Annotated in this window: 19 protein-coding genes and 3 pseudogenes; 7 read left to right on the plus strand and 15 right to left on the minus strand. The window is 65.2% G+C overall.

What is annotated here, in order from left to right; translation table 11 throughout:
• Positions 1 to 633: 633 nt before the first annotated feature.
• The 3 genes and pseudogenes from IVB12_RS28410 to IVB12_RS28420 all read right to left on the minus strand — a co-directional run bounded on the left by IVB12_RS28410 (position 634) and on the right by IVB12_RS28420 (position 2,424).
• Positions 634 to 1,715 (minus strand): annotated as a pseudogene (locus IVB12_RS28410) (hypothetical protein).
• The gene (locus tag IVB12_RS28415) at positions 1,712 to 2,149 is read right to left on the minus strand and encodes a type II toxin-antitoxin system VapC family toxin (protein ID WP_247304049.1); all 438 of its coding nucleotides are present in this window, start codon (positions 2,147 to 2,149) and stop codon (positions 1,712 to 1,714) included. The pseudogene IVB12_RS28410 and the gene IVB12_RS28415 overlap by 4 nt, the downstream one beginning before the upstream one ends.
• The gene (locus tag IVB12_RS28420; protein ID WP_247304051.1) at positions 2,146 to 2,424 is read right to left on the minus strand and encodes a type II toxin-antitoxin system Phd/YefM family antitoxin; all 279 of its coding nucleotides are present in this window, start codon (positions 2,422 to 2,424) and stop codon (positions 2,146 to 2,148) included. Before IVB12_RS28420 ends, IVB12_RS28415 begins: the two co-directional genes overlap by 4 nt.
• A 120-nt stretch (positions 2,425 to 2,544) precedes the next feature.
• On the opposite strand from IVB12_RS28420, the gene IVB12_RS28425 reads away from it, so the two are divergent.
• Both IVB12_RS28425 and IVB12_RS28430 read left to right on the plus strand, forming a co-directional pair.
• Positions 2,545 to 2,859, plus strand: a complete 315-nt coding sequence (locus tag IVB12_RS28425) for a prevent-host-death protein (protein ID WP_247304052.1) — start codon at positions 2,545 to 2,547, stop codon at positions 2,857 to 2,859.
• 230 nt (positions 2,860 to 3,089) lie between these two features.
• Positions 3,090 to 4,280 carry an RHE_PE00001 family protein gene (locus tag IVB12_RS28430; RefSeq protein ID WP_247304054.1) on the plus strand — a complete coding sequence of 397 codons (1,191 nt, stop codon included), beginning with the start codon at positions 3,090 to 3,092 and terminating at the stop codon, positions 4,278 to 4,280.
• Between the two features lie 207 nt (positions 4,281 to 4,487).
• On the opposite strand, the gene IVB12_RS28435 is transcribed toward IVB12_RS28430, so the two are convergent.
• The 4 genes and pseudogenes from IVB12_RS28435 to IVB12_RS28450 all read right to left on the minus strand — a co-directional run bounded on the left by IVB12_RS28435 (position 4,488) and on the right by IVB12_RS28450 (position 7,784).
• Positions 4,488 to 4,799 carry a DUF736 domain-containing protein gene (locus IVB12_RS28435; RefSeq protein ID WP_247304055.1) on the minus strand — a complete coding sequence of 104 codons (312 nt, stop codon included), beginning with the start codon at positions 4,797 to 4,799 and terminating at the stop codon, positions 4,488 to 4,490.
• Positions 4,800 to 5,465: 666 nt separating this feature from the next.
• Positions 5,466 to 5,765 (minus strand): annotated as a pseudogene (locus IVB12_RS28440) (zincin-like metallopeptidase domain-containing protein); the annotation flags it as partial.
• A gap of 112 nt (positions 5,766 to 5,877) precedes the next feature.
• Positions 5,878 to 7,089, minus strand: a complete 1,212-nt coding sequence (locus IVB12_RS28445) for an MFS transporter (protein ID WP_247304098.1) — start codon at positions 7,087 to 7,089, stop codon at positions 5,878 to 5,880.
• 2 nt (positions 7,090 to 7,091) lie between these two features.
• Complete coding sequence (locus IVB12_RS28450; protein ID WP_247304057.1) at positions 7,092 to 7,784, minus strand: GNAT family N-acetyltransferase; 693 nt, start codon at positions 7,782 to 7,784, stop codon at positions 7,092 to 7,094.
• A 97-nt stretch (positions 7,785 to 7,881) separates the two neighbouring features.
• Between IVB12_RS28450 and IVB12_RS28455 the strand changes: the two genes are divergently transcribed.
• The 4 genes from IVB12_RS28455 (at position 7,882) to IVB12_RS28470 (ending at position 11,756) form a co-directional block, all read left to right on the plus strand.
• Positions 7,882 to 8,451, plus strand: coding sequence for an Ada metal-binding domain-containing protein (locus IVB12_RS28455; RefSeq protein ID WP_247304059.1), 570 nt, complete (start codon positions 7,882 to 7,884; stop codon positions 8,449 to 8,451).
• A 103-nt stretch (positions 8,452 to 8,554) separates the two neighbouring features.
• The gene (locus IVB12_RS28460; protein ID WP_247304060.1) at positions 8,555 to 9,805 is read left to right on the plus strand and encodes a site-specific integrase; all 1,251 of its coding nucleotides are present in this window, start codon (positions 8,555 to 8,557) and stop codon (positions 9,803 to 9,805) included.
• The gene (locus tag IVB12_RS28465) at positions 9,802 to 10,764 is read left to right on the plus strand and encodes a tyrosine-type recombinase/integrase (RefSeq protein WP_247304061.1); all 963 of its coding nucleotides are present in this window, start codon (positions 9,802 to 9,804) and stop codon (positions 10,762 to 10,764) included. The genes IVB12_RS28460 and IVB12_RS28465 overlap by 4 nt, the downstream gene beginning before the upstream one ends.
• Positions 10,761 to 11,756, plus strand: coding sequence for a tyrosine-type recombinase/integrase (locus tag IVB12_RS28470; protein WP_247304100.1), 996 nt, complete (start codon positions 10,761 to 10,763; stop codon positions 11,754 to 11,756). Before IVB12_RS28465 ends, IVB12_RS28470 begins: the two co-directional genes overlap by 4 nt.
• A gap of 75 nt (positions 11,757 to 11,831) precedes the next feature.
• Here the strand turns inward: IVB12_RS28470 and IVB12_RS28475 are convergent.
• Positions 11,832 to 12,467 (minus strand): annotated as a pseudogene (locus tag IVB12_RS28475) (ArdC-like ssDNA-binding domain-containing protein); the annotation flags it as partial.
• 295 nt (positions 12,468 to 12,762) lie between these two features.
• Entirely contained in the window at positions 12,763 to 13,350 is a 588-nt protein-coding gene (locus tag IVB12_RS28480) for a hypothetical protein (RefSeq protein ID WP_247304063.1), read from the minus strand.
• A gap of 412 nt (positions 13,351 to 13,762) precedes the next feature.
• Between IVB12_RS28480 and IVB12_RS38470 the strand changes: the two genes are divergently transcribed.
• Positions 13,763 to 13,939: a hypothetical protein gene (locus tag IVB12_RS38470; RefSeq protein WP_346658527.1), complete on the plus strand. Its 177-nt coding sequence runs from the start codon at positions 13,763 to 13,765 to the stop codon at positions 13,937 to 13,939.
• Here the strand turns inward: IVB12_RS38470 and IVB12_RS38475 are convergent.
• The 6 genes from IVB12_RS38475 to IVB12_RS28510 all read right to left on the minus strand — a co-directional run bounded on the left by IVB12_RS38475 (position 13,908) and on the right by IVB12_RS28510 (position 22,966).
• Positions 13,908 to 14,285 (minus strand): hypothetical protein, encoded by a 378-nt coding sequence (locus IVB12_RS38475; protein WP_346658528.1) that lies wholly within the window; start codon positions 14,283 to 14,285, stop codon positions 13,908 to 13,910. The two genes, IVB12_RS38470 and IVB12_RS38475, sit on opposite strands and share 32 nt — an antisense overlap.
• Entirely contained in the window at positions 14,282 to 14,485 is a 204-nt protein-coding gene (locus IVB12_RS28490) for a hypothetical protein (RefSeq protein WP_247304065.1), read from the minus strand. Before IVB12_RS28490 ends, IVB12_RS38475 begins: the two co-directional genes overlap by 4 nt.
• Before the next feature lie 3 nt (positions 14,486 to 14,488).
• Positions 14,489 to 15,364, minus strand: coding sequence for a hypothetical protein (locus tag IVB12_RS28495; RefSeq protein WP_247304067.1), 876 nt, complete (start codon positions 15,362 to 15,364; stop codon positions 14,489 to 14,491).
• Positions 15,361 to 15,834, minus strand: a complete 474-nt coding sequence (locus tag IVB12_RS28500; RefSeq protein WP_247304069.1) for a hypothetical protein — start codon at positions 15,832 to 15,834, stop codon at positions 15,361 to 15,363. Before IVB12_RS28500 ends, IVB12_RS28495 begins: the two co-directional genes overlap by 4 nt.
• Positions 15,835 to 15,927: 93 nt before the next feature.
• Positions 15,928 to 17,613, minus strand: coding sequence for a ParB/RepB/Spo0J family partition protein (locus tag IVB12_RS28505; protein ID WP_247304072.1), 1,686 nt, complete (start codon positions 17,611 to 17,613; stop codon positions 15,928 to 15,930).
• 259 nt (positions 17,614 to 17,872) lie between these two features.
• Entirely contained in the window at positions 17,873 to 22,966 is a 5,094-nt protein-coding gene (locus IVB12_RS28510) for an N-6 DNA methylase (protein WP_247304074.1), read from the minus strand.
• Positions 22,967 to 23,027 lie beyond the last annotated feature (61 nt).

Raw genomic sequence — 23,027 nt, forward strand, 5'->3', positions numbered from 1 at the left:
GGGCCAGTCGCTCCTCTGGGAGCGGCAAGGCCGACGAATGAAGCCGATCCGGAGATCGCGTGGCGGGTACGATCGCTAATATCGAGCTGCGTACTCCTTTCATAGAGCTGATCGGGACATGCGGAGCGGCTAGCCGGCTCGCGCCAGATTACCAATCACCCGCCGGAACGAATTGTTGTCAGCTGACAACACGGCATTGCCAAGGGACGGATGTTGTCAGCTGACAACATCCGTCCCGCCACGCGGTCATCCGGGCTCCAACTCGTAGAGCGACGTTCGTCCAGTCGAGTCACGACTGCTTATCGCATCGATAGCCCTCGTCGATCCCCGCCCCGCTGAATTCAACCCGGAAAGGCGAGGGCCGAGACAAGGTTGTTCTCGGCCGTAGTCGGATCGAGGTCAGGCAGCATGGGGTCGATGAAAATCAGCCTCGGGAAGACAGAGAGGGGAGGCATTCATAGCCGATTAACCCTAACAATCCGCCTCACGCGCCGCGAAGGCCCGCGCATCGCCAAAGAAGGTCCGCTCAGGGCGCGTCGCTCCATCGGCAAGATCGCTGACAGGGTAGCGCCCGTCGGGTTACGGGTCGGCGAGCAACGAGCGAGAGCTGATGTCGCTTATAACCAATCTCTTCTAGAAGCCGTAGCTTCGATCGGCCCAACGCAGCAGCACGCGGGCGTCTGGATCGGGCAGGCGCACGCGCTGGGCCTTCAGGCCTTCAGCGATAGCGTGCCCGACATCCGGGTCGACCCAATGGCCATGGGTCATCAGGAAGAACCAGCCGAAGCGCAGACCGACCTCGCGGTCCACGGACTCGATCCGGTCCATCAGCGCGTGCACCGAGACCTCCGGTCTCATCAGCAACCGCTCCTTCGGTGGCTGCAGCGGCCGCGGAATGAAGCCGATTTCGCGCTCGCCCTTGTGGGTATAATCGCGGGCATCGAGCGCCCAATGCGCGAAGACGCGCTGCGGCCTGGCGCTCGATTCCTCCCAGTCCTGAAAGAACCGCAGCTCGCGCGGCACGACGTCGAAATAGTCGGGGACCACCTCCAGGAACGGCGTCTCGCGCGTTCCGCCCGGCCCCGTTTCGCGAATGATCCGCCGCTCCAGCTCCGGCCGGTTGGCCTCGCTTTTCTCGCGCTCGATCCGACCACAGCGATCGAGAAAACTGCGGACATCGCACCGCCGGCGCGGCCAAGCAGGCGATAGACCGGACCAGCGAGGCGATCGGAGTCAGGAAGCTGATTGGTGCGAGGCCAAGCGGGATCGAGCAATTCCTCTTTGCCGTACGGGCGGTAATCTGGATTGACGATCGGGCCGGCGCGCCATTCGATCTCGCGGCCGAGCGCGATCTGGATATAGTCGGCCGCGCCCGGCCCGGTCGGCGCCGACACGAAGGCGCTCCTGCCGCGCCATTCGGTGATCTGGAGATCAGTCCCCCTCAAACGCTGCCAGACCGCCTTGATATCACCGCCATCCTTGGCAAGTTCGGCCGTCATCCACAGCCGCAGCTCGCCGACGCGCGTGCCGTCCGGCCGGATGACGGAGCGGATGTCGCGCCAATAATCGTCGTCGATCCGCGCGAGGCCAAACTCGAAGCCTGGAAAGGCAGCGACAAGGGCAGGGATGAGGTTCGCGTCGGCCGAGGCCGGATCGAGGCCAGCCAGGACGGCTTCAAGAGAAGCTGCATCCGGAAGGCGGACAGGAGCGGTCATGCCGGCATCCTCTCATCGGTCCAAGGGTCGAACAGCGGCACGCCGAGCGTCGCAAAATCCTTGGTATTGCGGGTCGCGAGCACGAACCCCTTGGCGAGCGCGGTGGCGGCGAAAAACCCGTCCATGACAGAGAGCGCAAAGCCGCTCCGGCGGGCCTGCGCCATCAGATCGCCCCAGCGCTCGGCAATCGCCGGGTCGATCGGCAGGATCCGCCCGGCGAAGCGCGCCGGCAGATCCTCGGCGAGCCAGGCGGCCAGCGCCTCGCGCCGCCGGCCGTCGCCCATAAGGGCGATGCCGCGTTTGAGTTCCGCAATCGAGGCCACGCTGATGAAGGTCCGGTCCTCGTCGATCGCATTGAGCCAGGCGAGCACTTTTGGATCGGGCGCCGGCCGGCGGACCTCCGACAGCACATTGGTGTCGAGCAGGACATTCATAGATCAAGGTCGCGCGGCTGATCGCGCACACGATCGAGATCGAGATCGGCATCGCGCAGCGGCGAGGCCATCAGGAACTCGGCCAGCGTGCCCTTGCGGACGGTCTTGCGCGCCCATTCCTCGGCCGAGACGATGACGACGCTCGGCTTGCCGTGGCGGGTGATGATCTGCGGGTCGCTCTGGGCGCGCTCGATCACCTCGGAGAGCCGCGCCTTGGCGCCGGCCACGGTCCAGTGGTCGGATTCGTGCGCGGGGGTCTTACGGGAGACTGTCACGATCTGCTCCTCTGACTATAGTGACCACTGTGACTATAAATGATGCTGCGGCGATTTTCAACAGAGGCTGCGCGGGAAGACGCCGTCCATTAGGATCGAGGGCGGAAGGAAGGAAGCGCCATGGCCAGTCATCCGAAACAGCCCATCTCGCCGCCGACTGTCGACGAGGCCGGTTCGGCCGCGCGGCGCCCGGCCGCCGACCGCGATCGCAGCGTCGTTCGGACTGTCGATTTGACCGACGAGGACATCGCCGCGATCGAGGCGGCGGAGATGACGCCGGGGTTCGAGCATCTCAATGCCGAGCTTAAGCCAAAGCCGGCTTCGCTTGTCGAGGAGGGCGTCAGGTTCACCCGAGACCTCGGACAGCGTCGGGAGAAGACCGATGCGCTGCCGGCGGACCAGGCCTTTCGAGATAGTCTTTACGACGACAGTTGAGCGCGGCCGATACGGATGTCGCTCAAAGTTAAGGCGTCGATGCCGCCAGGCGGGTGCGTCGGAAGAGGGGCGGGGGGCCGGCAGCGGTAGCGTCCTCTCGTCGATCTGAGGCCCGGCGGGCGCGATTTTCCGGTCTCTGGATTCGCCAGAATCGCTGATTTGCGGATGTGTCCAACGCTTCGATAAGGGGTGGCTATCGATAGTGAGAGGTGGCAGGAACAGGCCCCGCTATGACGGAAGCCAAAGCTATGTTAGCTTCCGTTTTGTCGTTTCCTGTTAAGATTATCAAGACCTTGCAAAACAGCTGCTTCATCCCCGATCCGTTGCCCTGGGCCCAGCTCGCCGGTCCGCTCGCCGCCGCCGAAGATGCGCTCGCCCGCCTCGACGAGCGGTTGGCCAGAAGTCCGATCCGCGACGGCTGGGTCGCGCGCACCCATTATACTGATGCCTGCGCCAGTCTGTGGCTGGAGGGTGAGCTCGTCCATCTCGAAGATCTGGTTCTCCACGACGCCGGCATGGATATCCGCGCCCCAACTCACGAGCTGACCCGAGCCCGTGCCGTGCTGCGGACGCGCCGCCGCATCGCCGACGCCAAACCCGGCTGGGCGCTCTCGGTCGCCGGCCTCGATGGCCTGCGCGGCCGGGAAAGGGAGGGCGACCGGGAAAAGGCGAGGGGAGATGAGCGCGACGACGCCGGATTCGACGCTGACGACGAGGCCGGTACCGACGGTCAGCCCGGGCTCATCGAGACGGACCAGCATCTTGCGGCCGCCTTCGCCGCGGTCGACGCCGCGATGGTCCGCGCGGAGCAGACCTTAGCCGGCGAGGGCCGCCTCCGGCCGGAGCGCGATCCGCTGGTCTACGATCCCGACTGGGACGAAGACGCCCGGATCGAGGACTGGCGCGCCACCCTCGACCGGACCCGTCACCTGCCGCCGACCTTGGCGGCGGCGATTTCGGCCGAGGCCTGGATCACGATCGAACCGCTACAGCACACGCCCTGGCTCGGCCGGCTGCTGGCCGCCGCGCTGTTGCGCGATCGCGGCAAGTCCCGCTGGCATTTGCCGTGCCTGCACGAGGGGCTGAAGGCGATCCCGCGTGAACACCGGCGGCCGCGCGACATCGCGGCGCGACTTGCCGTCCAGCTCGAGGCGATCGCCGCGGCTGCGGCGGCCGGCCTCAAGGACCATGACCGCTGGCTGAACCAGCGCGCCCTGCTCGCCCGCAAACTCGACGGCCGCCGCGCCACCTCCCGGCTGCCGGCGCTCTTGGACTACGTGCTGACCCGCCCAATTGTCTCGTCCGGCATGATCGCCAAGGAACTTGGCATCACGCCGCGCGCCGCGCAGAACCTGGTGGCCGAGCTCGGCTTGCGCGAGGCGACCGGACGAGGACGCTATCGGGCGTGGGGGATTCTCTGAAAAGCCGCGCGCCTGTCGGATCAGTTGTCCGAAGTTTGTATATGTATTTCGGACATCGAACTCGCTCGAGGCGCGTCTAAACGAGAGCGGCGCGAGCGAAAGCGGGGCAGCGCGGTGAAGCATTGGAGGGAGCCAGTCCTCGGTGGATCCACCCGGCTCACGCAGTAACGGCCCCGCCGGTTGGCAGGGCCGTTGCCGTGAGTGGGATCAGTCCCGGCTGGGGCGGGACCAGATGAGCTGAAGACCTTCCTGGCCTTCCACCTCGATCAGGGTGGCGAAGATCGGAGCCGCGAAGCTCGGGTCGTCCAGCTTGACCGAGAGATAGTCACGCTCGGTGTCCCTGGCGGTCTTCTGCCAAGCCGCGCCCAGCTCGACATTACCGGCGAAAATGCGGAAGTGCGGTCCCTTGTCGGAGGGGTTCTCGACCCGAACCAGCTTGGCCTTGGCATTGAGCGCAAGGGTGCGAACCGAGCCGGAGAAGCCGCTGCCGTTCGAGGTGAAGGTGCCGATGGTCGCCATTGTCGTGTCCTTTTAGTTTCCCGGGCGGCGCCCATCGCGGCCTCGATGGCTGGCGACAGACCGGAGGCGATCGACCCGCACCCCGCAGGGGCCGGCACGCAGTAGAGGGCAGCCAGGGCACTACTTTCTTGTCTTGCGCGAGGAATGGACGCGCAGCGGTCCAGGGGAAGAAAGTCGTAACCGGCTGTTGCGGGGGTAAGAGCGAGGCGGCGCTTAGCGACGACGCCCTTCGGTCAGACATGCCAATCGAGGACGACGTGGGTGTGCCAGAAGAAACTGCCAAGGAACATGACTTGCGGTCATCGAAACCCAGACCGAGGACAGGAACCCGATCACCGCTCACCAACACACATCTGACAATTCCTCAGGCTTGCTGGTCGAGGCCCGAAGCAGGAACGCAAGCGCAACTCGACCGTCAGGAGTTACGCGGCCCGCAAGGTGAACCCGCAAGCCGCGAGCGAGATTTGCTCGGCAAAGCGACCACCCGTGCAAAGCCCAGAACTCGCCCGCCCTCGAAGGAAGGCAGGCAAGGTCACCGTCAGATCCCGCAGCAAAGGATAAAGGGCCCCGGCCGTCGAGCAGCCAAGCAAGGAGCTGCAGTCTCTGCACTGATCGCCGGATGACCAAGGGCTGGCAAGCACCGGCGCCAATTACGTAGTGCGCTCATCATGCTGCCTCCTCGACGACTACTGCCTTCGGCTGCTGGTCGTGTAGATAGGCGACGGCGCGTTGCGCATGCGCGGCAGCCGAGAAGATAAAGCGCTTCTCATTAGACAAGAGCTCCAACCACGACGCGAGGTAGCTTGCATGATCCGGCCGCGGTTCCAGTTCAGGAGAGACCCCGAGATCAGCGCAGAGGAAGCAGCTCCCGAGTTCGGCAATCAGCTCTTCGCGCGCGCGTTCGCTCCGATCCTTGCAGTAACGGCTGAGATCGCGATTGACGCGGTGAGCGGGAGCGGTCCAGTGCGCCTTATGCCGATATCGGCATAACGTGCATTATGCCGATTTCCGGATTATGCCGCGCCGATCGACGCCCCTTGAGAGAAGTGCGCGTAACCGGCCCGGCATGCCGGCATAATCAGCGTCGCCTTTGCCGCCCAGCCAGCACGGTGATGGCGGCCGCGACCTCGATGACCGCTGCAATTGCAAAGGACAGTGTGTAGTTCGTCGAAGCGTCTCTGATGGCACCCAGCGCGGCAGGCGCAAGCGCGAACACGGCTTGGTTGGTCGCGATCACCAGTGCCACCACTGTACCGAGGTCGACCGCCCGGAATTCCGTCTGCGCGATCAGAGCAGGTATTGCTGCGACGTTGCCAACCCCGAGACCGAAAAGCACGCAGCCGACCAGGAGAAGTAGCGGCGAGTTCGTGACGCACAACAGGACGACGCCAATGCTTTGTACCAGAAAGTTAGCGCAGGCTGCATAGCGCCGGTCGTGGTCGCCAATCAGCCAACCAAGGAGCAGGCGTCCTGCTACGGCAGAGATGGTGGTCAAGCTCATTGCGGCCGCCGCGGCAGTCGTTCCGAGTACCGGTGAAAGGCGCGACAGCAAGTGAGAGAGCAGGCCGACCTGGGCAAAGAGCGCAAGCGCGAACGCGGTCGATACCGTGACAAACGCCCGAGTCCTCATCAGCGCCGCGCGCGGCAATCGTGCTTCAGACTCTGGCCTCGGTCGGGCACGATCCAGTGGTTGTCCATCTGGTGCAAGCCCAAGATCCTCTGAACCCTGTCGCAAATAGCGATGCGCGAGAGGCGCCACCACAATGACCATTGCGAGTCCCACGACCAGCGCAGTTGCTGGGAACCCTATACCGTCGATCATGGAAACGAGGAGCGGAGTGAACACGACGCCTCCGATGCTGGCGCCGTTGAACGCGTGACTTATGGCCATCGGCCGATCGCGGTCGAACCAAGGCGCGATCATTGCATTGATAGCGGCACCGCTCGTGAGGGCCCAACCGCCGCCTGAAATGAAAGCTGCAGCAAACAACTGCCAAGGTGACAATGTCATTGACCACGCGACGATTCCGGCGGCAGTCAAGACTGCGCCGATCATTGTCGCACGCGCAATGCCAATCGCTCGATGCGCTTCAGGCAGATAGACTACGATCGCGGCGCCGACGAGAAAATGAGTAGTGATCGCAGCCGAAATCGTCGCGATCGGCCAGCCCTTGCTTGCATGCAGCGTCTGAAGGAAGACACCGGGACCATAGAATCCAATGCCCCATGCGAACGCCGCTACTGTGAAGGCGACCCAGACCACGGACCAACCGGCAAAGCGAATTGGCATCGTCAAGAAGCCTCTGAGACGGGCTTGCGCCAGAGAACCCAAATCTCGCGACGTACCGTGAACCCGAGTCGATGATAGAGGCTCACTGCTTCTCGGTTCTCGGGACGGACATGGAGAAAGGGAGACTCGCCTCTAACGATTGCCCGATTCATCAGGCATCGCATCAGCTTGCCGGCAAGGCCGCGGCCCCTGGCGACCGGATGAGTACAGATCGCGCTCAACTCGACGTAACTGGGCAACCTCAGCCGCTCGCCCGCCATTGCAACGAGCCGGCCATTCTCCCTATATCCGACAAAACGGCCTAGGCGATGCGTCCGAGGCCCGAAAGGCCCGGGCTTGGCAACATCTACCAGCTCACGCATGGCCAGCACGTCCGCCTCTGTGAGATCATCCGGTACCGCATAGTCTTCTGCGATGGGCCGATCGTGCTTCGGCACCATCTGCAGCATCGGAAATGCATCTATCGCTAGCCAGCCGGGCGGCAACGCCTCATCCGATGGTCGAAAGAGACGAGCTTCCGTATTTGAAGGAAGATCCGAAGCCAGATCCGCATAGGCGGCCGGTGTCGCCTCCTCGACGGCCGAAAACGGCGCCATATCACGATAGAAGTGCCGCGCTAACCCTTGTCCATGTGCGAAATCCGCCTGCGGGCCGATCAGTGCAAACCAAACGGGATTGTCGAGAACGTGGCTCATGATCTCTCTCAGCTGAGTGGACACTGGCTTAGCATTCGAGCATATCTTTGGCTCGCCGGAATCGGACTCGGTCGCCCGGCGTCACGCGAGAACCCCCATGCTGGATGCCGAGGAATGCGAACGCGCACGGGTGGGCAGGGATCGGCGTTATGACGGACGCTTCTTCTCAGGCGTCCGAACCACGAAGATCTACTGCCGACCTGTCTGCCCAGTTCGTCCTGCGAGAGCGTCGAACGTAATGTTCTACCCGTCGGCCGCGGCGGCCGAAGCCGCAGGCTTCCGGCCTTGTCTTCGATGCCGGCCGGAAACAGCGCCGTTCTCACCGGCGTGGAAGGGTACGCGGACGACGGTAGAGCGAGCGCTACGCTTAATAGAGGACGGCGCGCTTGATGACAGTACTGTGGCGGGTCTCGCAGACAGACTGGGTGTCGGAGCGCGTCATCTGGGCAGGCTCTTTCAAAGGCATCTCGGCGCGAGCCCTGTTCAGGTTGCGCAAACTGCGCGCGTGCAACGCGCGAAGCGGCTCCTCGACGAGACCAAGCTCCCGATGGCCGAGATTGCCGCACGCGCTGGCTTCGGCAGCCTTCGTCGCTTCAACACCGTCTTCGCCCAAGTGTATCGCTGCCCGCCATCGGCGATCAGGCGAGCCAGCAGCCCCGGCGGTTGAAATAAATGTGCGCGCCTTTTGCACAGAAATCAGGGCACAGGGCGTCGCCTCGGTCTGATCGGGTGTGCGCAACTGTTCCTTCCAATAAACGGAAGGAGGCACCATGCCCTTATCAACCAAGAAGACCCCCGTTGCCGATATCGCGCCGGACTGGCTGCGGCCCTACCGCAAGCAGTTCCTAAAGAAGCTCAATGATCAAGGTTACGCACACGCGACGATGCGGGCCTATGAAGGCTCCGCGCGGTTGCTCTGTGAGGAGGTCGCTCGTCGTGGGCTCCGCAAGGGCCAGCTCGTTGGGCGAACGCTGTCGATGACGCACGCCGCCGCTCTCAAGGCGATGCACCCGAACAAGTACAATCAGAAGCGCTACTGCCTGGAACGCTTCATCGATGCCCTCGTCGAGGCCGGCATGGCCGAACGCTCGAAGCCGCCGAAGAAGGTGCCGACCGCAATCGAACGCCTCGCAGCGGAATACGAAGCCTATCTCCGGGAACAGCGTGGCTTGGCCGACGCAACGACCTACCACTGCGTCCGCTTCCTCCATCGGTTCATGACGTTCCGCTTCGGGGACAAGCTTGGCAACCTCAATGACATCGCGCCCGATGACATCGTGAGGTTCCTGCGCGAGGTTATGGGTCGCAAGAGCCCGTACCGGGATAGGACGCCGCCGACGCATCTCAGGAGCCTGTTCCGCTTCCTGTTCTGGAGTGGCAAGACGAAGCGCGATCTAGCGGCCAGCCTGCCGCGCGTGGCGACCGGGCGCGCATCGCAGTTGTCGCGGTCGTTGAAGCCGGAAGACATCGAGCGGCTGCTCGCCGCGATCCGGGCGACCGACACAGTCGGCCGACGCAACTATGCGATGCTAATTATCATGGCCCGTCTCGGCTTGCGGGCGCCAGAGGTGATCGCGATCCAGCTCGAAGACATCGACTGGCGTGCCGGCACCATCCTGATCCGAGGCAAGGGCAAGCGGCACGATCGCATGCCGCTGCCCGAGGATGCCGGGGAAGCCATCGTCGATTACATCAAGAAGGGCCGGCGCGGCACGTCGCGCACGCTATTCGTCTCCATCAGGCCGCCCTACCGGCCGTTCGTCAATGCACAGATCCTAAATACGACCCTACGTGCCGCGTTCAAGGAGACCGGACTGAGGCCGCCTCAGAAGTACATCGGCTCGCATCTTCTGCGCCACAGCCTCGCAACTGGTATGTTGCGCAAGGGCGCCTCGCTCGACGAGATCGGCGATGTGCTTCGCCACCGCTCGCGCGCTTCGACGGCCATCTACGCACGGCATGACATTGAGGGCCTGCGCTCGCTTGCGCCCGCCTGGCCAGTCGACGGAGGTCGCTCATGATCACCCTCTCGCGGCGTCTTGTCGACTACCTCGCTGTTCGTCGTAGCCTCGGCTTCGATCTGACCTTTGAGGAGCGCGTTCTGAAGGTCTTCACCGCCTTCGCCGATCGTGCGGGGGCGAAAACGATCACGGTCGATCTGTTCTTAAGCTGGAAGACGGCCTATGGCCATGCCAACAACAACACATGGGCACATCGGCTCGGCATGGTGCGCGCCTTCGCCAGCTGGCTCAAGGGATACGACGAACGAACGGAGGTGCCGCCGCTGGACCTGATTCCGGCTAAATGGCAGCGGCCGAGGCCTCACATCTACTCGGACGAGGAGGTCGCGATGCTCGTCTCCCGCGCCACGAAGCTCGGATCACGGTATGGCCTTAGAGGCTGGACCTGCTCGACCTTGTTCGGACTCATCGCTGTCACAGGCTTGCGCATCAATGAAGCCTTGAAGCTCGATGATGCTGACGTCGATCTCGACGCTGGCGTCATCACGGTGAAGCGCGGCAAGAACGGCAAGGCGCGCTACGTCCCCGTCGCCCCGACGACCGCCCACCGGCTCGCGGCTTATCGCGCCGAGCGCATGCGGCTGCTCGGGCCCACAGAAGGCCCGTTCTTCCGCAACGACGACGGTCGCCGTCCGACCGACTGTAGCGCGCGTTACAACTTTGCGGTCGTCTCCCAGGACATGGGGCTCCGTGCGGCACAGCGCTTCTGCAAGCACGGGCGTGGCCCTCGCATTCACGATCTGCGGCACACGTTCGCCGTGCGCACCATCATGGGCTGGTACCGCAAGGGGCTCGACCCCGATCGGGAAATGCCGCGCCTCAGCACCTATCTCGGGCATATGAGGCCCGAACATACCTATTGGTACATAGAGGCGGTGCCGGAGCTGTTGCAGCTCGCAGCGAACCGCGCGGAGCGCTCCCTGGCAGAGGGAGCAGCAAGAAAAGGCGGTGCGCGATGAAAACGCACCCGCTTCCCATCTACCTGCAGCGCTTCTTCACAGAGCGGCTGGCGACGCAGCTGAGTGCAAGCCCGAACACGGTCACGAGCTACCGCGACACGTTCCGGCTGTTGCTGAAGTTCGCAGCCGACCGCCTTGGCCGCTCCCCGACGGAGCTACAGTTGATCGACATCGACGCCGATCTGGTCGGTCAGTTCCTCACACAGATTGAGAACGCGCGTGGCAACAGCGCTCGAAGCCGCAACACACGGCTGTCGGCGATCCGCTCGTTCTTCAGGTACGTCTCTGTGAACGAGCCTCAACTGCTCCATCATTGTCAGCGCATTCTAGCGATGCCGGCAAAACGGCATGAGAAACGAGCCATCGACTATCTGTCACGTGCCGAGATCGCGTCTCTCATAGAGGCGCCAGACCTCTCAACGTGGCACGGCCGGCGGGATCGGACACTTCTGGCCCTTGCACTGCAGACCGGGTTGCGCGTCTCGGAGTTAATCGGCCTCAGTTGCGGCGACATCGTACTTGGCACCGGCGCGCACGTCCGGTGTATGGGAAAGGGACGCAAGCAGCGATCGACGCCGATCCGAAAGGACAGCGTCAAGGTGCTCCGTGATTGGCTCGCCGAGCGTGGCGGGGCAGAGACTGATCCACTCTTCGTCAGCAACCGCAATCAGCGGCTGAGCCGCGATGCCGTCGAACAGATCGTGCGCAAGCACGTGAAGGCGGCGTCCGCCAACTGTCCGTCGCTCAAGAAGAAGCGCGTCACGCCCCACGTGCTCCGGCACAGCGCAGCAATGCAGCTCCTGCAGAATGGTGTCGACCGCACCGTCATCGCGCTCTGGCTCGGCCATGAATCGGTCGAGACCACGCAGATGTACATCCACGCCGACATCCAGTTGAAGGAACGAGCGATGGCGCGCACGCATCCGGTGAAGGCCGCACCCGGCCGCTATCGGCCCAACGACAAGCTGCTCGCCTTCCTGGAGGCGCTCTGATTATGCCGCCATGCCGCGCTCGTCATGTGTACCTGTGCGCAGCAACAGTAACCGGCGCGGCATAATCCGGAAATCGGCATAATGCACGGTCTCATGGGCTCTGACGGCGACATAGGAGGCCGTGTCGCGAAAACTTTCGATCTGCGGCATCTGAATGTGATCGGACGAGGGCGCGTAGAACGCCATCGAGCCGCCGTGGCGAACAATCGCGCCGGTGTTGGCAAAGAAAGCGTCGGCGTGCGCGTTGCGCTCGATCGGTGATGCGACGACGGGCGGCCGACCGTAGTAATGCACGGGCAAGCCATCGATTTGATCGACGCAGAAGACGGTATAGGCTTTGAGGAAGGGGATATCCCGTTCGACTTCGCCGCCGAGAGCGTCGGTCTCCGTTTTGGTGAAGCGGCTCGCATACACCACAGTGCTGCCGGTCTCACCCTTACGGACATGCGCGCCAAGTTCACTGGCCTGCTTGAACGTCATCCAGATCGGCGAGCAGAAGCCGCGTGCGATGGCTTCTGACCAAAGCAGCAAGACGTTGATGCCCGTATAGGGCTGGCCGTTGTGTCGCAGCGGTCGGGTGATGCGGTCCGCTATATTCGCGGCGGTCCAAGGTTGAACCCAGGGGCGCACGCCGCGTTCGAGCTCGGCGATGATGCGGTCCGTGATGCGGGCGTACAGGTCGCCTCGCGACTTTTCTCCGTTCCTGCTCATTATAATAACCTCCGTTCGGGAGGCCGCGCCAATCGCGGCTCCTCACGGGGTCCGCCACCGCCGGGCTCAAAGTCCGCGCACCCGAAGGGCCGAAGCAGCGCGAAGGACGGCGAAGCCGTTGCGCGGACGTCGGGGCCGGCGCAGGACCACGGACCGGGAGGAGCCGACGATGGCGAGCAGCACGGGCGGCGGCCCCTTTGTTGCTGCGGGGACACGAAAAAGGGGCCGGTCTCGCGATTGGCCTGTCAGGTGGCAGCAGTGGAAGAGGCGCGGGGCCGAGGCCCCGCGCCAACGGTCAGTCGAACGCCGACATCTGCGCCTTGGCCGCTTTCCGGCCGACGGTGTCGGTCGTGCTGTCGACAGGACGCTCGAAAGGCTTCCAAGCCTCGCCGACGACTTGTTCGTAGGCGGCGACGGCGCCTTCGGCGGCCATGCGAAGCGCGTGGGATTGCAGCCCCATGTCGGCGGCGAATTCACGCTTGCGCTGTGCCTGGCTATCGAAGCCAACCGGACCATCGAGGTCCTCATCGCGGCTGTCGTTGGCGAGCTTGGCGGTGGCATCGCGCGCTTCAGTGACTGCTCGGGTGTAGAACTGGCCGGCACCGTGCGCCGATCCGACGAAGGCACCGACGATCCGTTGAAGGTGGATCTGCATGGCGCGTTCGCTCAGGCCATCCTTGAGCGCGTCGGCGGTTTCGATGATGAGCCGCTCATGCAGATCTCGGATACCGTCGCTGTCCAGGATTGCGAGGCCGAAGCTTTCGGAGATGCGCTGTGCCTGCGCTGTGTCTGGACAGGCGAGTCGGACCATATCGAGCGTGGTGCCCTTGCGAAGCGGGATGACACGGGCGCTGGCACGAGAGGAGCGAGCAGTTTTGGTCATGGTGATATCCTTTCTCGGTTTCGCCTTGGGAGCGATCGCCCTTTGCCGTCGCTCCCTCGGGTGCGGTCGACCAGAACCGGCTTCAGCGGGCCGCTTCAGGGGGCGGCGGCTGTCAAGGCGAGCATGGGTGGGCCAAAGGCCGAGCGGGCCCTCAGGCCTGCGAAGAACGCGGCCCCCCATCGCGAGACGGCGGCCGCCGATCGCCTCGCGACTTGCCCTTGAAGCGGACCGCGGCCGGTTCAGACCGCAGCACAAACCGAGGGAGCGTCCGCCAAGGGGCAGCGAGCCGCCGAAACCGTGAGAGGTTGGGCCAGACCTACTGAACTCTCCGTCTCGACACCAAGTGTCCGCGCTCCGCTCGCACTCCAATTGGTGCGTCCTTCGTCTCTCACCGCCACGCAGCGGAAACCCGATGGCGCGCCCGAAACTCGGCGATCGCCGTCTCCTGCCGATCGAGCTTTCGCGTGAGGGCGTCGATATCGCCGCGACGAGCCAGGGCGAGCTCCGCGACGTGCTGCTGAAACAGCCGCTCGTCTGCGTTCGTCCAGTTCGAGGCGCTATCGGCGCGCCGCCGCCGCTTCGTCCGTGATCGTCAGCCGTTCGGCGCATGACGCGATCTGGCGCTCGATGAGGCCGAGACGGCGCTGCGTCTCGGCTTGCGCGGCTTTCATGCGCCCGAGTAGGAAGCGTTGAACTTGAGGCTCAATCATCGCTCCGTCCTTACAGGCCATAGAGGAAAGGGCGGGCTCGTCGGGAGTGTTGTCGTCCGGGAGGGACACCGCGGCGATGGATGAAGCGACGTCGTCGCCAGTGACGCCCCGTGCCGAATCGATGCCAGCGTGCTTGCGCATGCCTGGCGTAAGGATGCCATCGAGTGCGTAGGCGATGGCGCTCTCGCACGTGCATGAGGAGATCGACGCCGACAAGGCATTCATGGCTGAATCTCCTTTCTGTGGACGTCAGCCGGGTAGGGCTTCGGCGCGCGGATGGATACGCGCACGGCGCACCTCCAGGCGTCGGTGCCGGTGAAATGCCGTCGAAGCCGCGGATGCCAGACGACGAGGACCGGCGTTTCGCCGTACTCGTCAGTGGCCATGCGCCAGCCGAAGGCTTTGGCAATGAGTCGCCAGGGCATGGGTCACCTCCAGCCGGCGAAGTCGGAGGGGCCGCCGTAGACCTGGTGGCGGGCCTCGTCGATCACGAAGCCGAAGCGGCCGATCTGGTACTCGTCCGACGGGACGAGGAAGCGGCGCTCCTCAGTCCCGGGCCCGCGCTTCCCGCCGAGCGTTGCAACGACCTCAACAAAACCGCTCACGCGCTTGGACGTGATGGCGGAAACAACAATCCAGTCCCGTGCATGCTCGTGGTTGAAGGCGCGGCGATCCTTTTCGCGGGACTCGCCTGGCTGGAGTGTCGTGCCGGAAATCGCCTCCCAGGCGTCGGGCCAACTGTCCTTGATGGTTCTCTCGGCGCAACACCGCTCGAACGCCGTGAAGAGCTGCGGAAAGGTGATCGCGACAATCGCCCATTCGGCGTCTTCCTCGTACCAGCCACCCTCCGAGCGCAGCATGGGATGGACCCTGCGGTTGCGCTCGGCGGAGAGGTGAAAGCCACCGTGGCCCGCGGTCGAGTGGCAGACCACACCGTCGGCGTAGAGGGTGGCGCCTTGCGAGGCGCCCCACGGCGTGTTCGCCGCGAACCGCAAATCCTTGCGACCGAGCGCACGCTTTTCGCGCTGGTGTTCGGCGTTCTCCGCGACCATCGATCGGAATGCGGGCTCGTCCGCCAGCGCGCCGGAATAGCCATAGAAGTCCGCGCGTTGCCATTCCGCGATCGGCCGGCCGATGCGCCAGCCGGATGCGAGATAGTGCCCGCCGCGACGCGCCGGCAGCATCGCGAAGGCGGTCTCGCCCACGCGGGCCGCGAGGAAGCCCTCGGCACTGCGTCCGTACTCGACCTCCGGGTTTCCGGAGGTCGGGTCCGACAGGGTTTCGTGCGGGAGAGAAGCGTTCATGCTGCCCTCCCTTCGACGGCGTCCGCGCCGACCTCGTCGGCAGTCACTTCCTGGAGCACCGCGCCCGGATAGCCGTGGCGTGTCAGCCACTCCTTGGCGTCGACCTCATTGGTCGCGAGATAGACGAGCTCGCCGCCGTCGCCGGCGCGGTCGAACACGCGCACCGAGCCGATAGGCGGACGTTCGACGACAGCGAAGTGGAGCTTCGATTCGAGCGAAAACGTCCGGGGGACGCGAATGGCCACGGCGCCGCCGGCGCCGTAGTCAGCTTCGTGAAGCGTGAAGAAAGTCGACAGCGAGACATTTCCGATGCCTCGTCCGCCCTGCTTGCGGACCAAGCGACCGCGGCTGTTGCTAGTCTGCCAGGCGGCGAGCTTCTTCCTGAAGCGCGCCGGCGGTTGCGGCGTTCCGTCGGACCATGCGACGATCGAGCCGATCGGTGCGTTGTCGAAGATCATGTGCGCGGACATCGTGTCCTCCTTGTTTGCGCATGCGTGGAAACAGCACCGCCGCCGGCGGGGACCGGCGGCGGGAGATCGTTCGGAGGGGGACGTCGGGAGCGACTACTCGGCCGCCTCCCTGAACGCCTCAGCGTCGGCGTCGCCGTCGGCGCGCTCGTCGCCCGCGCCGTCCACGTCCTCATCGGCTTCGTCTTCGTCGTCCGGGGCGGCCGAGCCGGAGGACAGCCACTCGGAGAGTTTCGTCGCGTCGGGCGCGAACAGCGCGGAGGGGTGGACTAAGTGGCCCTCCTTGAAGTGCTCGACCAGCGCGGCGCGCGTGTCCCTAACGCGCTGGCGCGGCAGGACCGGCGTCTCCTTGCACGACGCCTCGAGGGCTGTGCGCGACAGGCAGGAAAGGAACTCCTCCGTACCCAAGTTCGGCAAGTAGGCGTCCGCGCCGATTGCCTGGCCAGCGATGCGAGCGACGATGCCGCTATTGGTGGCGTTCTCCCGACACGAGAACACGTTGGCTAGCATGGTGCGCGCCGCGACACGCAGTGTGTCCATGTCGAAAGAGAGCTTGCCGTCGGCGTCGAACAGCGCCGCCGCGCTCTTCGCGAGCCGGCTGTGGCCGTAATAGATCCCGCCGCTTCCCGTCGTCACAGAGACGTTCTGGCCCGCGAAGGCGAGGATCAGCAGCGCCATCAAAGTGTCGTCTTCGATCGGAGCGCGGCCGAGCGCCTCGCGCAGCGCATCGGTGCGGTAATCGCCGATCATCTCGGCGCCCTTGCGGGTCACGTCGGGACGGCGCTTCGAGACCTCGCCGACATCGTCCGGAGCGTTTTCCGATCCTGCGGCGGTCTTGCCCTTCAGCTTCTTCGCCGCTGGCATACGGTAGTGCACGGTCTGCACGCGACCGTCGCGATCGAGATACATGGCCGTACAGTCGGACTTCGCCGGCTTGCCGTGGACGCGCTCGGCCTTCGCCGGCAGCTTCACCTCGCCGTAGTTGGTGGTCTCGGCGATGATGCCTTTCTTCGGCAGGTTCGCCGTCATCCACTCCTGCTGCGCGCCGAGGAAGGCCTCGACGTCCGTGGTGTAGCGGCTGTCCTCGTCAGCCGGTGCGAACAGGTCCTCGACCCAGTGGATGCCGTAGGCCTGCGCGAGTTCGTCGCCGAAACTCGCGTGGCGCGCATACATGCGCGTCTTCTGAAGGGCCTGGGCGACGCTCCACCACGAAACCTGCGGATCGGCCTTCGACGGCTTGTGCTTCTTCCAGACTTCCTTCTGCTCGTCGAGCGAGGCTGCGGCGATGGTGCGGAGCTGCTGCTCGTTCGGCATGTCGCCCTTGGCCATGTGGTCGAGCATGGCGGGAAGCACGTTCGCTAGCAGGCGCAGCTTCCTAATCTGACGCACCGGTAGCCCGAGCGCGACGCCGATCGCCTCCTCGGTCCAGCCGAGCGCGACCAGGCGCTCGATCGCACGCCACTGGTCGACCGGGTTCAGCGCCTCGCGGGCGATGTTCTCGACCATCGAGCGCATGGCACCGTTGTCGTTCGCTGCCTCGTCGACGAGCACGTCGATCTCTTCGAGGCCGGCGGCGATCGCCTGCTTCACGCGGCGGTGGCCGGCGTTGATGAAATAGCCGTTGCCGCCGCCTGTCTCGGGCGTGATGACGGGCGGCTGGACGATGCCGACGGCCTTGATCGTGGCCAGCAGCAGGGCGTCAGCCTGCGGCGTCGACCTCGTCTGGCGCATGCGATCAGGGTTCTCCTTCAGCGCGCGCGGATCGACCTTGATGAGTTGCATGGGAACGCTCCTTGTTCGGGATTGCGGACCGGCGGAGCCGGCCCTTTCTCGTCTTCGTCCCGAAGACACCCCTGTGCCCTGCGGAGCGGGCGGGCCGGTGCAACTGCGGCCGAGCATCCCTGCCCGGCAGGACCAGCAGGGCCTAAGCCCTGCGCAGGACGACGGGCGGGGATCGCGCAGGCGGCGATTGAGCGCCAGCGTCGACGGCCCGCTCGATCTGCGAACGGGCCTTGTCCCTTTCTCTCTTCTCAATCTTTATTCACGCGGCCGCGGCGATCTCCTGGGTGCCTTCGCCATCCTCCGCCAAGGCCTTCTCCACCTCGACAAGCTGCCGGCGCTTTTCGGCAAGCTCGTTGGCGAAAGCGAAGTCGCCGCCATCGCGAGCTTCGTACGACGCCAGCCGTCGGCGGGCGTCGGCCAGGCGCTGGCGGTAGCGCTCACGCTCGCCCTCGAAGTCGTCGAGCGCGTGCTCAAGGCGGGCGACCGCGCCGAGCGGCGTCACCGTCGCCGGCAATTCGATCTCGTATTCCGCGCCGGTTCGCCGCAGCATCGTGGTGTAACGGTAGCCGTCGCGACCGATGCGCTCGCCGCTGTACGCGAGGTCGAAGCCGCCGATCGAGGCGATGACGGTCTCGCCTTCCTGCTGAAGTTGGACCAGAGTCAGAATTTCCTTCATCAATGCGCGGCCAGCGGGCTTGCGTTCCCTATACAGCTCTCCCGTCACCGCCATGGTGAAGGCGTCGCCGGCGGTCGGAACGCGACGTTCGACGTCCCGGCTGATCTCGCCGATGCGGCGGACGGATAGCTCGATGTCGCGCTCGGCGTCGCGCATCTGGCGCCGCACCGCGTGCTGGTCGTCGATGTGCGCGGCCCGCAGACGCTCGAGCCGCGCGATGTCGGCCTCGAGACCAGCTTTCTGCATCAAGCGCGGGTCACCCGACGCGATGGCCTTTGCCATGGCGAACTGGTTGGCCTGGCTCTCTCCCATGTCCTCAAGGCGACGGATCGAGGTATCGCCGGAGAGCGCGGCGGCGATGAAGCGGGCCTTGCGCTCGTTGTTCTGCCACACCTGCGCATCGAGGCTGCCTTCGGTCGCATAGGCGAAGATGTCTATCTCATCATGCTGGTTGCCCTGCCGCACGATGCGACCCTCGCGCTGCTCGATCTGCGACGGAAGCCAGGGCACATCGAGGTGGTGCAATGCCTTCAGGCGAAGCTGCGCGTTGACGCCGGTGCCCATTGTATCAGACGAGCCGATCAGGAAGCGGACCTTGCCGGCACGCACGTCGCCGAACAGGCGCTGCTTCGCCTGCGACTTCTTGTAATCCTGCATGAAGGCGATCTCGCCCGGCGGCACGCCGAGACGGACCAGCTCGTCGCGTATCCAGCGGTAGGCCGAGAAGCCGCGGCTCCTCTCGACGCTGATGGTGCCGAGATCGGAGAAGATCATCTGCGCGGCACCGGGCAACTCGAAGGGCTTGCCATCCGTGCGCGTGTAGTTGCTCTCGGCTGTCTCGTTCCAGATGCGGAAGGCATTGCCCACAAGCATGTTCAGCTTGTTGTCGGCCTCGTTGTCGCTATCCGGATCAACCAGACGCAGGTCGATTGCAGCGTGGCGGCCGTCGGTGATGACCGACAGCAGGATGTCGTCGCCGGGCTCCGGTGCGCGGTCGCGCTCCTCGATCGCCTTGATGCGCTCGCCGAGCCGGGTCTGGTAGCGCTTGAATGCCGCCGAGGGCTTTGCGGTGAGGATCTGGCGCTTGCCGGTCGAGACCGCCGGCACCTTCACGTACTGGCGCAGGTCATCCGGCATCACCACGTCCGCGAAGGAGCGGAACATAGCGATGAGCTCCGGCACGTTGACGAAGGTGGCGAAGCGCGTCACCGGCTTGTATTTGCCGGAGGGCTGCAGCTCAAGTTCGGTCGTGACGTCGCCGAATGTGCTCGCCCAGGCGTCGAACTCGTGCAGGCCGCGCTCGAGGAGCGCCGCGTAGCCGAGGTAGCGCTGGACCGAGAACATCTCGCCGAGCGTGTTGGTGATCGGCGTGCCGGAGGCGAGCACGAGCGCGCGGCCCGGGTTCTTCGTCTCGACGAAGCGGGATTTGACGTAGAGGTCCCAGGCGCGCTGAGAGCCGTTCGGATCCACGCCCTTCAAGGTCGACATGTTGGTCGCGAAGGAGAGCTTCCTGAACTCCTGCGCCTCGTCGACGATGATCTGGTCGACGCCGATCTCGGAGATGGCCAGCAGGTCGTCCTTGCGAGTCGAAAGCGATTCCAGGCGCTCCTGCAAGCCCTCCTTCAATCGCTCGAGGCGCTTGCGCGAGACGCGATCTTCACTCTCGACCTTGGTCAGCAGCGTCTCGTAGAGCTCGAGCTCGTCCTGGATCATCTGCTGCTCGAACGCCGACGGCACCGCAATGAAGCGGAATGCGCTGTGCGTGATGATAATCGCGTCCCAGGTTGCAGTCGCCGCGCGTGCGAGGAAACGGTGCCGCTTGTCTTTGGCAAAATTGGTCTCGTCGGCGACGAGGATGCGGGCGTTCGGATAGAGCGCGAGGAACTCGCGCGCGGCCTGCGCCAGGCAGTGGCCGGGCACGACCAGCATCGCCTTGGCAATCAGGCCGAGCCGCCGCTGCTCCATGATAGCGGCGGCCATCGTCATGGTCTTGCCGGCACCGACCGCGTGGGCGAGATAGGTCGAGCCAGCCGAGACGATGCGCCAGATGCCGCGCTTCTGGTGCCCATAAAGCACAAAGGCGCCAGAAGCGCCCGGAAGCTTCAGGTGCGAGCCGTCGAAGGCTCTCGGCGCGATGTTGTTGAAGCGGTCGTTGTAGACCCGCGCCAAGCGGTCGGTGCGATCGGGATCGGACCAGATCCAGCGCTGGAAGGCGTCTTTGATCTTCGAGAGCTTCGTCTTGGCGGCCTCAGTGTCCACGACATTGAGGACGCGGCGCTCGCTGTCGCCGTCCTTGACCGTGTCGAAGATCTGCGGGACGCGGCTGTTCAACGCGTCAGCGAGAAGCTCGCCGGCGTGCCGGCGGTCGGTGCCCCACTCCGATGTGCCGGCCGCCATCCAGCCGAGCTGACGTGCCTCCACTGTCCACGATGCGAGCTCCGGCATCTGGTGGATCCTGATCTCGGCGTCCATTGTCGCCTTGACGAAGGCGACGACGTCGGAGGCCGGAATCCACGGCGCGCCCAGACGTGCCGTGATGTCGGAGGGCTTGAGGTCGGCGGGCTGCACGCTTTGCAGCGCCGTGACGTTGCACTCGTAGGAGGGGTCGAGCGCCGCAGCGGCCTCCGCAATCTTCAGCTTGTCGCGCACGTGTCCCGACAGGTAGGAGTCCGCCGTCTGACACGAGCCGTCCACCGGGTCGCGGAAGATTGCGCTGCCGAGTTCGGCGACGACATCGTCGCGGTCCCGGCGCAGCAGCTCGGCGATGTGGTCGATGTCGACGCGGCCGCGCTCATTGAGGACGACGGCGAGCGCGTCGGCGGCGCTCGCTATTACTGGCGGGGCGGGCGGCGCGATCACGCGTTCGGTGAAGATCGGCCCGGGCTTCGCGGTGTTGGTCTCGAGGTCGTAATCCTCGATCGATGCGACCAGCCAGCAGTCGGGGTCGTCGAGGAAGGGCTGGATGTTTGGCCGGCGGTGCGTCTCGCGCACCTCGCCGGTCTCCTCGTCCTCGGCGGTCGAGACCATCGTGAAATTGATCGGGCCGAAGTCCCGGACGAAATTCGACCAGGCGATGCGCAGCCTGACCTGCGCGTCCTTCCACGGTCGGTCGAGCTCCTGCGCCTTCAACACCTCGCGCACGGCGTCGCGGACCGGGATCAGCTTCCGGATGATGCGCACGTGCTTTTCCGGGGTGCCGTCGGCGCTGCGGCCCTTGCGCGCTTTAACCGCGACCGGGTCGCCGTCGAGGACCTGCATCAAGCCGTGGGCTTTGTCGAAGAAGTAGCTGCCCTCGCGCACGTGGCGATCGGCGGCCCAATCGGCGTCAGATGGATCACCGGCTTGTTCCAGGTCGGGATCGATCACCTCCGGCTCGCCGTCGTAGACGGCTTGCGGAAGGAGGCCGATCGCGGCTTTGAGCGTCGCTTCGAGGTCGTCGTCCTCGCGCGGCAGGCACGTGTAGGCCTCGCCGAAGGGACCGGACGCGAGCGCGTGCGCGCCGAGCACAAAATCCGGGCGCTGCGCGAACCATCGGTTCACGCGGATCGCGCTCTCGTCTTCCGCTGCCGGCCGAACCTCGTCGAGGTCGAGCCACGACAGGTCGCCTTCGGCGTCGCCGACCTTGCGCTTGCGGAAGAACAGGATGTCTACGACGACGTCGGTGCCGGCGCTGGCGCGGAAGCTGCCCTCGGGCAGGCGAATGGCTGCGATCAGGTCGGCCGACTTCGCGATGTGCTGACGCACCGAGGCGTCCGCCTTGTCCATCGTGCCGGAGCTCGTGACGAAGGCGGCGAGGGCGCCGGGCTTCAGGAGGTCGATTGCCCTCGCGATGAAATAGTCGTGCAGCCGAAGGCCCATCGACCTGTACGCGCGATCCGAGCGCACGGTGCGGTCGGAGAAGGGCGGGTTGCCGACGGCGAGATCGAAGCTCGCCGGCAGCTCGGCGCGCACGAAATCGCCTGTGACGATCCGCGCCCGCGGCTGCAGTAGCCGGGCGATGCGCGCGGTAACGGGGTCGAGCTCGACGCCCGTGACGTGGGAGGATTCGCGGAGTTCGTCCGGCATCAGCGCCGGAAACAGCCCGGTGCCGATGCCGGGCTCCAGCACGTGGCCGCCGCGCCAACCGAGGCGCTGCAGGCCCGCCCAGATCGCGCGAATAATGAACTCGGGCGTGAAGTGGGCGTACTGGGTGCACCGCGCGAGCGAAGCGTAGTCGGCGTCGTCAACCGCGTCCTCAAGGTCGGCGCCGATCTCCCCCCAGCCAGTCGCGAACTCGGATTCGCCCGGCTTGCGGAAAACGCCGTTTGCGAGCTCGGAAGCGCCGAAGCCCGTGAAGCGGATCAACTGCCGCTGCTCGTGCGGCGAGGCGGGCCGCTGCTCCGCCTCGATCCGCACGGCGAGCCGAATGGCCGCGACGCTGTCGCGGGCACGCTGTTTCCAGCCCTTTGCCAGGCCGCGGTCGCCGGCGAGGTGAAAGTGTTCGCCGCGCAGACGCGTCTTGGGCGCACAAGGTGGCAAAGGTGCGAGCGCCGGCCCGGCGGCGGCCGGCGGCGGCGGGTCGTCGTCGTGGTCGTTGCCGTCCAAGTCGGCGGCGAAGGCGGTGACGCCGAGGCCGAGGCTAGAGGAGAGGGCGGTGTTGCCGAAGAGGTCGATCGTGAAAGGGTCGTCCTGCGCCATTGGAAATGTCCTTCCTGCTGGGCGCGCGCGACCGCCGCCGCCGCGAGCTGCGGCGGACGGC

Origin of the sequence: Bradyrhizobium sp. 179 (genome assembly GCF_023073535.1) — a bacterium.
Lineage (GTDB): Bacteria > Pseudomonadota > Alphaproteobacteria > Rhizobiales > Xanthobacteraceae > Bradyrhizobium.

Bases quoted from the DNA above. Each gene is read 5' to 3' on its own strand.
- IVB12_RS28415 (WP_247304049.1), bottom strand. From the start codon at position 2,149: ATGAATGTCCTGCTCGACACCAATGTGCTGTCGGAGGTCCGCCGGCCG.
- IVB12_RS28425 (WP_247304052.1), top strand. From the start codon at position 2,545: ATGGCCAGTCATCCGAAACAGCCCATCTCGCCGCCGACTGTCGACGAG.
- IVB12_RS28430 (WP_247304054.1), top strand. From the start codon at position 3,090: ATGACGGAAGCCAAAGCTATGTTAGCTTCCGTTTTGTCGTTTCCTGTT.
- IVB12_RS28435 (WP_247304055.1), bottom strand. From the start codon at position 4,799: ATGGCGACCATCGGCACCTTCACCTCGAACGGCAGCGGCTTCTCCGGC.
- IVB12_RS28445 (WP_247304098.1), bottom strand. From the start codon at position 7,089: ATGCCAATTCGCTTTGCCGGTTGGTCCGTGGTCTGGGTCGCCTTCACA.
- IVB12_RS28450 (WP_247304057.1), bottom strand. From the start codon at position 7,784: ATGAGCCACGTTCTCGACAATCCCGTTTGGTTTGCACTGATCGGCCCG.
- IVB12_RS28455 (WP_247304059.1), top strand. From the start codon at position 7,882: ATGCTGGATGCCGAGGAATGCGAACGCGCACGGGTGGGCAGGGATCGG.
- IVB12_RS28460 (WP_247304060.1), top strand. From the start codon at position 8,555: ATGCCCTTATCAACCAAGAAGACCCCCGTTGCCGATATCGCGCCGGAC.
- IVB12_RS28465 (WP_247304061.1), top strand. From the start codon at position 9,802: ATGATCACCCTCTCGCGGCGTCTTGTCGACTACCTCGCTGTTCGTCGT.
- IVB12_RS28470 (WP_247304100.1), top strand. From the start codon at position 10,761: ATGAAAACGCACCCGCTTCCCATCTACCTGCAGCGCTTCTTCACAGAG.
- IVB12_RS28480 (WP_247304063.1), bottom strand. From the start codon at position 13,350: ATGACCAAAACTGCTCGCTCCTCTCGTGCCAGCGCCCGTGTCATCCCG.
- IVB12_RS38470 (WP_346658527.1), top strand. From the start codon at position 13,763: ATGGCGCGCCCGAAACTCGGCGATCGCCGTCTCCTGCCGATCGAGCTT.
- IVB12_RS38475 (WP_346658528.1), bottom strand. From the start codon at position 14,285: ATGAATGCCTTGTCGGCGTCGATCTCCTCATGCACGTGCGAGAGCGCC.
- IVB12_RS28490 (WP_247304065.1), bottom strand. From the start codon at position 14,485: ATGCCCTGGCGACTCATTGCCAAAGCCTTCGGCTGGCGCATGGCCACT.
- IVB12_RS28495 (WP_247304067.1), bottom strand. From the start codon at position 15,364: ATGAACGCTTCTCTCCCGCACGAAACCCTGTCGGACCCGACCTCCGGA.
- IVB12_RS28500 (WP_247304069.1), bottom strand. From the start codon at position 15,834: ATGTCCGCGCACATGATCTTCGACAACGCACCGATCGGCTCGATCGTC.
- IVB12_RS28505 (WP_247304072.1), bottom strand. From the start codon at position 17,613: ATGCAACTCATCAAGGTCGATCCGCGCGCGCTGAAGGAGAACCCTGAT.
- IVB12_RS28510 (WP_247304074.1), bottom strand. From the start codon at position 22,966: ATGGCGCAGGACGACCCTTTCACGATCGACCTCTTCGGCAACACCGCC.